At 59.4% G+C, this 11,764-nt stretch carries 11 protein-coding genes; 2 read left to right on the plus strand and 9 right to left on the minus strand.

Annotation, left to right across the window (positions count from 1 at the left end; all coding sequences use genetic code 11):
* The 9 genes from AC221Y_RS13020 to AC221Y_RS13060 form a co-directional block, all read right to left on the minus strand.
* Positions 1–858, minus strand: an 858-nt coding sequence (locus AC221Y_RS13020) for a beta-galactosidase (protein WP_486707475.1), incomplete at its 3' end; no start/stop codon positions are given.
* Between the two features lie 97 nt (positions 859–955).
* Positions 956–1,813, minus strand: coding sequence for an SMP-30/gluconolactonase/LRE family protein (locus tag AC221Y_RS13025; protein ID WP_486707476.1), 858 nt, complete (start codon positions 1,811–1,813; stop codon positions 956–958).
* The gene (locus AC221Y_RS13030; protein WP_299754687.1) at positions 1,810–2,415 is read right to left on the minus strand and encodes a 2-dehydro-3-deoxy-6-phosphogalactonate aldolase; all 606 of its coding nucleotides are present in this window, start codon (positions 2,413–2,415) and stop codon (positions 1,810–1,812) included. The genes AC221Y_RS13025 and AC221Y_RS13030 overlap by 4 nt, the downstream gene beginning before the upstream one ends.
* Positions 2,412–3,323, minus strand: a complete 912-nt coding sequence (locus AC221Y_RS13035) for a 2-dehydro-3-deoxygalactonokinase (RefSeq protein WP_299754690.1) — start codon at positions 3,321–3,323, stop codon at positions 2,412–2,414. The genes AC221Y_RS13030 and AC221Y_RS13035 overlap by 4 nt, the downstream gene beginning before the upstream one ends.
* Positions 3,323–4,090 carry an SDR family NAD(P)-dependent oxidoreductase gene (locus AC221Y_RS13040; RefSeq protein WP_299754692.1) on the minus strand — a complete coding sequence of 256 codons (768 nt, stop codon included), beginning with the start codon at positions 4,088–4,090 and terminating at the stop codon, positions 3,323–3,325. Before AC221Y_RS13040 ends, AC221Y_RS13035 begins: the two co-directional genes overlap by 1 nt.
* Positions 4,091–4,223: 133 nt before the next feature.
* A complete protein-coding gene (locus AC221Y_RS13045; RefSeq protein ID WP_486707477.1) occupies positions 4,224–6,305 on the minus strand; it encodes an alpha-galactosidase in 2,082 nt (693 codons plus the stop codon).
* Entirely contained in the window at positions 6,305–7,153 is an 849-nt protein-coding gene (locus tag AC221Y_RS13050) for a carbohydrate ABC transporter permease (protein WP_299754696.1), read from the minus strand. Before AC221Y_RS13050 ends, AC221Y_RS13045 begins: the two co-directional genes overlap by 1 nt.
* Before the next feature lies 1 nt (position 7,154).
* Complete coding sequence (locus AC221Y_RS13055; protein ID WP_299754698.1) at positions 7,155–8,078, minus strand: carbohydrate ABC transporter permease; 924 nt, start codon at positions 8,076–8,078, stop codon at positions 7,155–7,157.
* A gap of 120 nt (positions 8,079–8,198) precedes the next feature.
* Positions 8,199–9,464, minus strand: a complete 1,266-nt coding sequence (locus tag AC221Y_RS13060) for an ABC transporter substrate-binding protein (protein WP_299754700.1) — start codon at positions 9,462–9,464, stop codon at positions 8,199–8,201.
* A gap of 150 nt (positions 9,465–9,614) precedes the next feature.
* On the opposite strand from AC221Y_RS13060, the gene AC221Y_RS13065 reads away from it, so the two are divergent.
* Both AC221Y_RS13065 and AC221Y_RS13070 read left to right on the plus strand, forming a co-directional pair.
* A complete protein-coding gene (locus AC221Y_RS13065) occupies positions 9,615–10,427 on the plus strand; it encodes an IclR family transcriptional regulator (protein ID WP_486707478.1) in 813 nt (270 codons plus the stop codon).
* A complete protein-coding gene (locus AC221Y_RS13070) occupies positions 10,427–11,485 on the plus strand; it encodes an ABC transporter ATP-binding protein (protein WP_299754705.1) in 1,059 nt (352 codons plus the stop codon). The genes AC221Y_RS13065 and AC221Y_RS13070 overlap by 1 nt, the downstream gene beginning before the upstream one ends.
* The last annotated feature ends 279 nt before the right edge of the window (positions 11,486–11,764 follow it).

The raw sequence follows: 11,764 nt of genomic DNA on the forward strand, positions 1-11,764 counted from the left end.
AGTTGCTTTGTCGCCTTCGTCGGCTTCGAGCCGATCGGAGAGGAAGCCAATGGGGTAGCTGTCCCAGCTTGCTATATCGAGGTCTTCGCCGACTTTGAAATGGTCGAATGACAGCTCACGGCCCATATAGTTGTGGATGAGAGGGCGGTCGGTCAGGGGGCGGAGAGCGTCCGTCTGGACTTTGTTGAAGGCGACGACTTGATCGGATGAGTAACGTTTGAAATCAAGAACATGGGCCGGGTTTGCTTCTGTGGTTGTCTGATTTGGCAGGTCAATCTGGTCGAAGGTCTCGTATTCCATCGACCAGAATACATTGCCCCATGCGCGGTTTAGGGCGTCGGCACTTTGGTATTTCTGGGCGAGCCAGTTTCGAAAGCCTGAGAGGGCAGCGGTTGAGTAGCTCAAGGTGGTTTCGTGGCAAGCGTATTCGTTGTCGATTTGCCAGGCTTGGATGTGTTCGTGGCGACCGTAGCGTTCACCAAGGCGGCGCACGAAGTGGCGGCATTCTTCGCGGTAGCCTTCGTGGCTGAAGCAGTAGTGGCGCCGCGAGCCGAATTTGCGGGCTTGGCCGTTTTCACCGACGCCCAACATATCGGGGTGGCGTTTGACCATCCAGCGGGGTGGGGTGGCGGTGGGTGTGCCGAGGATGACCTTGAGGCCCGCATCCCCAAGTGTGTCGATGGCGCGGTCCAGCCATGCGAAGTCCAGTTGTCCCGGTTTGGGTTCGAGGCGCGACCAAGCGAATTCTCCGATGCGCACCCACGTGAGGCCGGTTTCGACCATGCGCGCGGCATCGCTTGCCCAGACATCTTCGGGCCAGTGTTCAGGGTAGTAGCAGACGCCGAGTTCTGGGGTCATGTCGGGGCCATCGTTTGGTTGGGGTTGCGGGAGGGGGGCTGTCTGGCCCCGCCCTTCGGGCCCCTGCGAGGATTTTCGGGACCCAAAGAGGTACGGATTAGCTTAGAAGGACGCGGTGTTCGGCTTGGCCCTTGGTGACGTTTTCCTGAACAAAGAGTTTGCCGTGGTCGTTTGACTTGGCTCGGTCGGCGTCTGACACGCGGCCCGCCGCTGTTGTGCAGAAGAGCGTTGTCAGATCGGGGCCACCGAAGGCGGGGCAGGAGGTGTGGGCGGCGTTAATTGGGACCTCGCGCAGGAAAGTGCCGTCGGGGGCGTAGCACGCGATGCGCCAGCCGTTCCACTGGGCGTTCCAGATGTTGCCGTCTGCGTCGATGACCGCACCGTCTGCGCCGAAGGGTTTTCCTGAGAGGTCGAGCCAAACCTCGGGGTTTCCGACGGGCCAGCCTTCTGCGTCAAGTTGGACGCGTTTCATCAGGCCATTGATGGTATCGCAAAAGTAGGCTTGGGTTTTGTCCGGGGTGAAGCAGATCGCGTTCGGGATGGTGATGCCGTCGAACAGCGGGGTGAGTGTGCCTTTGTAATAGCGGTAGATCGTACCGCTGGGCGTGCGTTCGTGTTTCGACATTGTGCCGATCCAGAAGCCCCCGAAGGGATCAGCGCGGCCATCGTTGGAGCGACTATCCGGATCGTCTGCTTCGAGCGCGACGACGTCTTCCTGCGCGCCGGTTTCGACGTTGAAGCGCAAGAGGCGGGTTTCTGAGGCGGCCAAAAGGTGGGTGTCGTCGACCCAGCCTGCCGCGGAGACGTTTTCGTCAAAGCTCCAACTGCGGGTTTTGCCGTTCTCAAGTGTGTGGAGGCCCTGGCCGTGGATGTCGAACCAGTAGAGTTGCTGGCGGGTTGGGTGCCAGAGCGGGCCTTCGCCAAGTGAGCAGATGGTGTCGTCGTAGATATTCATGCGGTGATCTCATCCCAAGCGGCGACGATGTCTTTGGCTTTTGCGGCAATGTCGGCCACCTTGTCGCCGGGTTTGTAGAGGGAACTGCCGAGGCCGAAGCCGTTCGCGCCGGCTTTGAGCCAGTCGGCGAAGTTTTCCGGGCCAACGCCGCCGACCATGTAGACTTCGGTTTCGCTTGGAAGCACAGCGCGCAGGGCTTTGAGGCCGTCCTGGCCCATCTGGAAAGCCGGGAAGACCTTCAGGCCGTCAGAGCCCCATTTCAGGGCGTTGAAGCATTCGGTTGGGGTTAAGGCTCCGGGAAAGGACTGCATTCCCAGCACCTTGGTGGCTTTGATGACGGTGCGGTCGCAATTTGGAGAGACCACAAGTTTACCCCCTACCCGGTACACGTGGGCGACCTGTTCTGCCGTGAGGACTGTGCCTGCGCCAATCAGGGCCTCGGTGCCGTGCACCTCGACCATGCGACCGATACTTTCGAACGGATCAGGCGAGTTCAGGGGGATTTCGATGCGGTCGATACCCGCGTCGATCAGAGCGGCGGCGACGTCTGCTGCTTCTCGGCGCTCGATGCCGCGCAGGATGGCGATCAGGGGGCGGCTCATGAGGTGGGTTCCTTCGTGAGGATGCGGGCGGCGTTGAGGCCGGCGAGCGTGGATTGGGTGGCGTCCGCGATCTGGGAGAGTGCGGCTTGGGTTTCCAGCGCCGTGGCGTAGAGCGCGGAGAGGTTTGCATCGCCGATGAGGACGATGTTCTGGCCGAGCCAGTAGGGTTTGGCGCCGGCGAGTTCCGCCCCGATGAGGAGGCCGGACAGGCGTGCCTTGGCGGCACCAACGTCGGTGGCATTCAAAAGCTGGTCAGCGCGGATCGCGAAGAGCTTGGCGGCCATGGTTTCGGGGCGCGACAGGGTGTCGGTGACGGCTGTTATGAAGGCGGCATCGTTCCAGCCATTGGCGATGGAATGGCGCAGCACCGATTTTTTGGCAATGAGACCAAAAAGTTCTCCGGTCATGAAGGTGCGGAAGCTGATGACCTCACCTGCCGAGATGTGGGCCCATTTGGTGTGGGTGCCGGGAAGGCAGAGGACGCCGTCGAAATTAGGGTTTGCAGCGAGGAAGCCTGCGATCTGGGTTTCTTCGCCGCGCATGACGTCAGGGTTCTCGAGCTGTTTGAGGCCTGGGATGACGTGGACGTCAATACGGCTGTCGGTTGTTTCTGGGCGTGCGAAGCGGTTGGCCAGCGGTTTGGATGGTACTGCGGTGTAGGGGGCTTCGACCCAGCCTTGGCGCGCGCCGACCATGCCGCAGGCGAAGACCGGGGTTCTGGCGGTGCCGAGCCAGGGGTCGATGAGGGTGATCAGAGCGGACTCAAATTCGGATTTTTCGAGCAATCCCATGCCTTTGTCGGATGTGGCTTCAGCAATGGCGTCGCTGCCGCGCATGGCCCATGCGCGCAGGTTTGATGTGCCCCAGTCGACGGCTATCCAGTCTGCATATGTCGACGATCCTGACATTACCCGGTGACGACCACGCCGCCGTCAACGACCATGGCTTGTCCGGTCATTGCGCGCGAAGTTTTGGACGCGAGGAACAGCACGGGGCCGACGATGTCTTCGGGTTTCAGGTGTTCTTTCAGGCACATACGTTCCATGTGAGCAGCGAGGCCTTCCGGGGTTGCCCATTTGTCCATCTGTTTGTCGGTCAGGACCCAGCCGGGTGCAAGGGCATTGACGCGGATATTGTCGGGGCCGAACTCGCGGGCGAGCGATCTGGTCATGCCGTTGATGCCGGAGTTGGCGGTTGTGTAGGCTGGGTAGCCCGCGTTGCCCATCATGTAACTGATTGAACTGAAATTGATAATCGAGCCGTGACCTGCCTTGCGCATGCCTTCGATGACGGCTTGGCAGGCGAAGAAGTAGGCTTTGAGGTTGATGGCCTGGGACCAGTCCCAGAAGTCTTCGTCCACCTCGAGTGTTGTGTGGCGCTGGTCATTTGCTGCGTTGTTCACAAGGGTTGTGACGGGGCCGTGGGCCTCGGTCGCTTCGGCAATACGTTGTTTCAAAGTTGGAATATCGGTGATGTCGCATTGCAGGAATAGCGGGCGATTGCCGGTGGCGGCTTCCATTTCGTCAACAAAGGCCGCGGCGTCAGAGCAGCCGACAAAGGCCACGCGCGCGCCTTGGCGCAGAAAGCCTTCGGTGAGATTTGCGCCGATGCCGGCACCACCTCCGGTGATGAAAACAGAGGCGTTTTTGAGGTCGGGAAAGAGGGCGTCAGTCATGGTGAAAGCCTTTGTGGTATTACGTCGGCGTACCGTCGGTAATAAGTCGGTGCATGCCTTCGCTGACGTAGGAGACAATAACGAGATTTTGGACCTCCGGTGGCGGTACTTTTGACAGGATGAGCGGGCCGGGTCACAGGCGTTCGCCTTCGACGACCCACATGGTTTCCGGGAAGGACCATGGGAGGGTGAGGCCCTGGCTCATAAGGTATTGGCCTGACAGCGTCATTGGGCCTTCTTTGAGGGCCGGTGCTCCGCGCGAAAGCGTCGAGACCGAGTTACGGTTGACCAGAGTGACGCGGTATTGCGCGTCCGGATCGAGGCGCGTCAGGCGCAAAGGGCGTGGCGCGATCTGGGCCGAGGTTGTCGCTTTGCCGGCGAACACGACGAAACGCGAGCCGTCGCGGGCGGCCTGTTGTTCGGCGATGACGGCTGGGTCCGCACTGTCGAGGCGTAGAATGTCGGCCCCGGTCATCCAGGCGCGGTTGTGTTTCCACCAGGAGGTGACTTCGGTCAGAACGGCGGCTTCGTCGTCGGTCAATTCGCGGGGGTCCATCTCGAAGCCCATGTGGCGCTGGGCGGCGACCCATGCGCGAAAGCGGATATCGAGCTGGCGGCCTGATGTGTGGCAGATGCGGGGGCCGACGTGGCTGCCGGTAATCGCGGCGGGAATGAAGAGGGCGGCGTTGTGCTGCATCTTCAGACGTTCCAGCGCGTCGTTGCTGTCGGAAAGCCAGACGCGTTGCGTCCGTTCGAGGATGCCGAAGTCGATGCGGGCTCCACCAGACGCGCAGCTTTCGATTTCCACTTGTGGGAATTCGGCGCGCAGGCGGTCGATCAGGGCGTAGGAGCCGCGGGTCTGTGCGGCGTCGGGCATCGGCAGGACGCGGTTGTGATCCCATTTGATGTAGTCGATCGGGTATTCGCGCAAGATCGCTGACATGCGTTCGTAGATGAAATCGCGCACGTCGGAGCGGCTCATGTCGAGGGCCATCTGCTGACGGCCGAGGATCTGGTCTTCGCTGCCTGCGGCCCAGTCCGGATGGGCGCGAAAGAGGTTCGAGTTCGGGTTGATCATCTCGGGTTCGAACCAGATGCCGAAAGACATATCGAGACTGTGGATGTGGTTGATAAGGGGGTGCAGGCCCTCGGGGTATTTCCTTGGGTCGACTTCCCAGTCGGACAGCGATTGCGTATCGTCGTCGCGGTTGCCGAACCAGCCGTCGTCGAGAACGAAGCGTTCGGCGCCAAGGTCGGCCGCACGGTCTGCGATGTCTTTCAGCACGTCGAGTTTATGGTCGAAGTAGACGGCTTCCCAGCAGTTGTAGTGGACCGGGCGCGCGCGCGTTGCGTCGGGCCATGTGACGATGCGGTCGCGGACCTGACGCTGATAGCTGACGGCGATGCCGTTCAGGCCGTCGGAGGAATAGACCGCGTAGAGCGGGGCTGATTTGAAGCGGGTCGAGGGCTCGGTTTCCATACGGGCGGCGTGGCCGAACTGGATCTGGCGGCGCCCGTCGGGGAGTTCCTCGGCGACCATGCGGTGACCCCCTGACCAGCCGTAGTGAAAGCCCCAGGCTTCACCTTGTGTGTTGGTCGCTCCGGGGCCGAGAACGATGAGGCCGGGGAAGTGTTCGTGGCCGGTGCGCCCGGTGCGGTTTTCGCGGTAGCGGATGCCGGGGGACCATGCGGTCTTGTTCAGTTGAAATTCGCCGCACCAGCGCCCGGAGACGTCGATCATCTCTTCGCTGTTTTGCGGCGCGGGCAGCACGGGGGCGGAAAGCCAGTGCAGGTGGACGGGCGTTTCGGCGTTGATCTCAGAGGTCAGGGTCAGGACGTGGGTGTCCGGATCAAGCGTTATTTCGGCGCGGTACGTCAGGCCGTTGACATCATCGGCATAGGTAAGTGTGATGCTGTGTTCGGTCGTTTCCTGTGCCGCGTAGCAGAACTTTGGCAAGAGCGGCGTACCGTCATGGGCGCGCAGGATCAGGCCGGGCTGGCCGGGGAAGGTGCGCACGGCTTCGGGGCAGATCGAGAGATCTGGATTCTCGTCGAGCATGCCACCAGTGACATCGAGGCGATGGGCATCTGCGAGGGTTTCGAGGTTATCGGTCGCCGGCAGGGGCGCGCCCCAATAAATTACTTCCGGCAAACGCGTTCGACGAGCGGCCAGAACAAGTGTCTGCCGCCCGTCGTCCAATCTCCAGCATTGCATTACTTCACGGCACCAAGGGTTAGGCCTGCAATGAAGTGCTTTTGCATTAAGAAGAACATCAGCACTGGTGGCAGGGCAGCGACGATAGAGCCCGCGCTCATCAGATGGTATGCGGCGCGGTATTGAGCGTTGAACGAGGTGATGCCTGCAGTGACAGGCTGGCTTTCGGGGCCTTGCGTCAGGACCACGGCCCAGAAGTAGTCGTTCCAGATGAAGGTGAAGATCAGCACGGCAAGAGCTGCAAGCGCCGGTTTCATCAGCGGCAGGACGACGTACCAGAAGATGCGCCATTCGGCGATGCCTTCGACGCGGGCCGCCTCGATCAGGGGGAAGGGCAGTTGGCGGATGAAATTGCGCATGAAGAGGGTGCAAAAGCCGGTCTGGAAGGCGATATGGAACAAGACGAGGCCGGTTTTGGTGTTGTAGAGGCCCATGTCGAGGGTGAGGTCACGGACCGGAACCATGAGGATCTGGAACGGCACGAAGTTGCCCGCGACGAACATAAAGAAGATCCAGATGTTCGAATTGAATTTGTAGATCCCAAGCGCGAAACCGGCCATGGCAGAGAGAGCGACGGCGCCGACCACGGTGGGGATGGTGATCAGGAACGAGTTCAGCATGTAGCGCGGCATGTCGGAGTTGAAGAACACCTGACCGTAGTTGGCGAAGCCTTCGAAGGAGGAAGGCATGCCCCAGTAGTTGCCTTGGGTGAAGTCGACGGCCGGTTTGATCGAAAAGACGGCGACGGCGATCAGGGGCAGGAGCCATAGGATCAGCGCAAGCGGCAGAAAGGTTTTGTAGGCGATCTGATTGGCGACCGGGCGTTTTTGGATTGGGGTGGGGAACATCCTAGCGCCCTTTCTCTTCGGACCACATCGACCACAGGAAGTAGGCGATGAAGACCAGCATGATGAGGAAGAGGACGACAGCGATTGCAGCGCCGTAGCCCATGCGGAAGCCGTATTCTGACAGCGCTTTTTCGAACATGTAGAACGAGAGCACGCGAGTTTGGCCGAAGGGGCCACCGTTGGTCATGATCGAAATGAGGTCGAACGAGCGCAGCGCGCCGATGATTGTCACGACGAAGGCGATGAAGGTCGCGGGTTTGAGTTGCGGCACGATAACGTACCAGAGCATTTTCCAGCCCTTTGCGCCGTCGAGACGTGCGGCCTCAACCTGCTCGGGGTCCACGGCGTTGAGGCCGGTGAGGTAGAGGATCATGCAGTAGGCGGTTTGCGGCCATAGGCCTGCGGCGATGATGCCGTAAGTGGCAAGGGTCGGATCGCCGAGAACGTTGATCGGATCGATGCCAACAAGACCGAGGACACTGTTCAGAAGGCCTTCGTTGGGTAGGTAGAACCATGAGAAGACCAGGCCGACGACCACTTGTGAGATCACGAAGGGGAAGAAGAACAAGGACTTATAAAGGCGGATGCCTGCGACTGTCTGGTTGAGGAACAGCGCGATGAAGAGGCCTGCGGGAATGGCGAGGAGGTAGAACACCAGCCATTTGAGGTTGTTCCAAAGTGAGACTTCGAAGGCGCCGTCGTCGGCGAGTTCAATGTAGTTGTCGAAGCCGACGAAGGTGGCTTCGCCCAGGCCGTCCCAGTCGTAAAAAGACAGGTTGATCGACTGAAAGATCGGGATGATCACATAAACCGCGAAGAAGAAGACTGCGGGGGCGAGGAACAGCCACGGCGTCACCGCGATCTCGTTTCGCTTGTACCAACCGCGACCACCGCGGTCGATTTCAGTGTCTGGAACGCTTGTCATGGGTGTTTCCCTTCGCTCGGGCGGCGCATGCGTGAACCCTTGCGTGTGGGGCTCGCGGATGAGTCGTTGAGTGGTCGGGGGGAAGGGCCGGGCGAAAGGATCGCCCGGCCAGTCGATTGATTACTTGTTGGTGCGCTCACGCACTTTTTCGAGGCGTGCAAGGATGTCGTCCAGATTGTCTGGGAACACCATGAACTCCTGGAAACCCTGCATGGCTTCTGCGGCCATTTCAGCTGGGAAGTCGCGGTCGAAGAACTGGGCAACGCCGCCCGGGCTGTTCGTTGAGAGCATCTCGAAGCCTTCGTTCAGGAACTTGTCGTCGTCGACCGAAGCGGACGCGTTGACAGGAAGCTGACCAAGGTTGGCACCATTGTTGATGGTCGTCTGAACATCTGCAGAGACAACGTAGCGCAGGAATTCACGTGCAGCTTCTTTGTTCTGAGCGTTGGACGGGATGTGGAACGTATCTGTTGGCGCATCTTCCGCCAAAGCAACGTCTGGGTTGATCGACGGGAACTGGTAGAAGTCCAGTTGATCATCAGTGAGACCCGCTTCGCGCAGCGGAGCCACGGCGAAGTTACCCATCAGGTAGCCAGCGCTGTCGCCGTTTACCATGAAGGGCAGGGCTTCCTGCCAGGAGTAGTTCTGATGGTTCTCGACAAAGGCACCCATGTCGATCAGCTCGCGCCAGTTGGCAAACGTCTGCTTAACACCGTCATCGGTCCAAGGCACGTTACCGGCAGCCATGTCCATGTGGTAGTCAAAGCCGTTGGTGCGTACGTTGAGGTAGTCAAACCAACCGCCAGCGGTCCAAAGGAATTTGGAACCAATGGTAAAGCAAGAGCGACCCGAGTCTACGATAGCCTGGCAGTTCGATTTGAACTCTGCCCAGTCTGTCGGCTCGGTCAGGCCAAGCTCTTCGTAGATGTCTTTGCGATAGTAGACGCCCCACTGGTAGTACGTGTACGGCACGCCCCACTGCTTGTCGTCGATGGTCATCGCGCCTTTGGTCGAGGCGAGGTTGGTCGCGATCTCTGGCTCGGCCCAGAGGTCGGAGACATCCTCGAACAGACCCGCTTCGACGTATGGACGCATGCGGTTTGCTGCGTACCAAGTCGCGACATCAGGCGCGTCGGCCGTCAGAAAGTTGCGGATTTGTGTTTTGTATGCTTCGCGGTCGATCACCGTTGTCTCGATGTTGAGGTTCGGGTGAAGTTCGCCAAAGCCCGCGATCATCGTTTCCATTGTCGCACGAGGTGCGGGGTTCGATGTATCGAGGAAGATTTTCAGATCGCCTGACAAGCCGTGCCCATCTGCGATTGCCCCGCCTGCTGTGATGGCAGTAAGGCCTAGCGCCGCGACGGACGCTTTAAACATGGAACGCATTGGTGTCCTCCCTGAGAGCTCCATTATGATTTGAGTCTCATTATTTGAAACCCAGTTTTGCATATTGAAATCTTAACACGGAATCGGTAAGGCTTGTCAACAGCCGCAACAACAGACGCTGGATTACAGTGCGCGGCAAGGGAGGAATGGATGACTGGAAAGTCCAACGGCGACGGAACCGTAGGAAAGGCGCTTGAGGTGCTTGATCGCGTTGCTGCGATGGGTCGTCCTGTGCGTTTTACCGAGCTGCTGGAAGACAGTCCTTATCCGAAAGCCACGCTTTATCGTTTTGTTCAGACGCTGAAGAATCAGGGCATGCTGGCCTACGATCCTGAGCGTCAAACATATGCGATGGGCATTCGGCTTGTCCGCTTGGCACACGCGGCGTGGCAACAGTCGTCCTTGGCTCCGATCGCGCGCCCGCATCTGGATGCGTTGGCCGCCGATGTCGGCGAGACAGTGCATTTGGCGCAACTTGATAATGCTCAGGTGCTTTACGTCGACAAGCGCAACGCAACGCGCCCTCTCGAGATGTATTCCTCCGCCGGGAAGGTCGGGCCTGCCTATTGTACCGGTGTTGGCAAAGTGATGCTGTCCTATCTGGACGAGGCGATCTTGGGTCCGATCCTTGAGCAGCAGAGTTATCACCGTTTTACGAACCATACGTTGACCGATGCCGAGGCGCTTCGAGCCGAACTGCGGGCGATCCGCCAGAACGGCTATGGTTTTGACCGCGAGGAACACGAGCCGGGCATTATTTGCGTGGCTTTGCCGATCTTGACCGCAGGGGGCCGGGCGCTGGGCGCGCTTTCGGTGACGTCTTCTGTGGAACGACAATCACTGGCGGGTTTGGAAAAACTTGTCCCCCGTGTTCGGGAAGCCACCCAAGCCATCGCGAGTGTTTCGCGCGACTGGGGCTTTCCCGATCAACACACATCCAGCGAGAAAGTGGAGACCAACTGATGTCAGGAGTTACGCTCAACAAGGTTATTAAGCGGTATGGCGATGTTCAAGTTATCCACGGTGTGGACCTTGATATTCAGGACGGCGAGTTCTGCGTGTTTGTGGGACCGTCGGGCTGCGGTAAGTCGACCCTTTTGCGCATGGTCGCTGGACTTGAGGAAACGACAAGCGGCCAGATCAATATTGGTACGCGCGATGTGACGCGGCTTGATCCGTCCGAGCGTGGCGTAGCGATGGTCTTCCAGACTTACGCGCTTTATCCGCACATGACTGTGGGTCAGAACATGGGCTTCGGTCTGAAGATGAATGGCCATCCTGTCGCTGAGGTCAATGAGAAGGTCTCGGAAGCGAGCCGTATTTTGAAGCTTGATGCGTTTTTGGATCGCAAGCCAGCGGCTTTGTCGGGCGGTCAGCGTCAGCGGGTTGCCATTGGCCGCGCGATCGTCCGCGGACCGGAGGTGTTTCTTTTTGACGAGCCGTTGTCGAACCTGGACGCGGAGCTGCGCGTCGAGATGCGGGTCGAGATCGCACGTTTGCACAAAGAAATCGGCGCAACGATGATTTACGTCACACACGATCAGGTTGAGGCGATGACGCTTGCCGACAAGATTGTGGTGCTGCGGTTGGGCGAGATCGAGCAGGTCGGCGCGCCTTTGGATCTGTATCGAAATCCCGACAACAAGTTTGTGGCGGGCTTTATCGGCTCGCCTGCGATGAACTTCCTTAAAGGGACGGTTAAAGGCGGCGTTATTGAAGTACCGGCGTTGGGCATGACAGTCAGCCCCGATATTACATTGCCATCTGAGGGCACAGAAGTGACGGTTGGTTTGCGACCCGAGCATGCCGAGCTTGACCAATCGGGTGATGCGTTCACGGTGGAACTTACCGAAGCGCTTGGAGGCGTGAGCTTTGCCTACCTTACGGCGAAGACTGGCGAGAAGCTGATCATCGAAGAGCGCGGCGATACGCGCTCGAAGATCGGCGATACGGTTAGCCTTAACTTCGAGATGCGCCGTATTTATGCGTTCAATGCAGAGACCGAAGCGCGGATCAGATAGGACGGCGTGCCTCTGGCGGGAGTATTTCAGCCAAGAAGAAACGATGATTTAGCTTAAATTTTCGGCAGTCTTTAGGTCTGGAATATCCCGCGGTGAGCGCGTTTCGCGCGAGGGGCAGAGCCCCTCTGGTGTCGGCACGTTTTCTTTGGCAGAAGGCGGCCATGACTGTGGACGTAATCATCGAAGATGACCGCTGGGTCGTGCTGGGGCTTGGGCCCCTGGCCGATCGTGCCGTGGTGGCGACGTTCACCCATCTTGGAATGGATGCTGACGCCTGGG

It is taken from the genome of Boseongicola sp. (assembly GCF_057460485.1).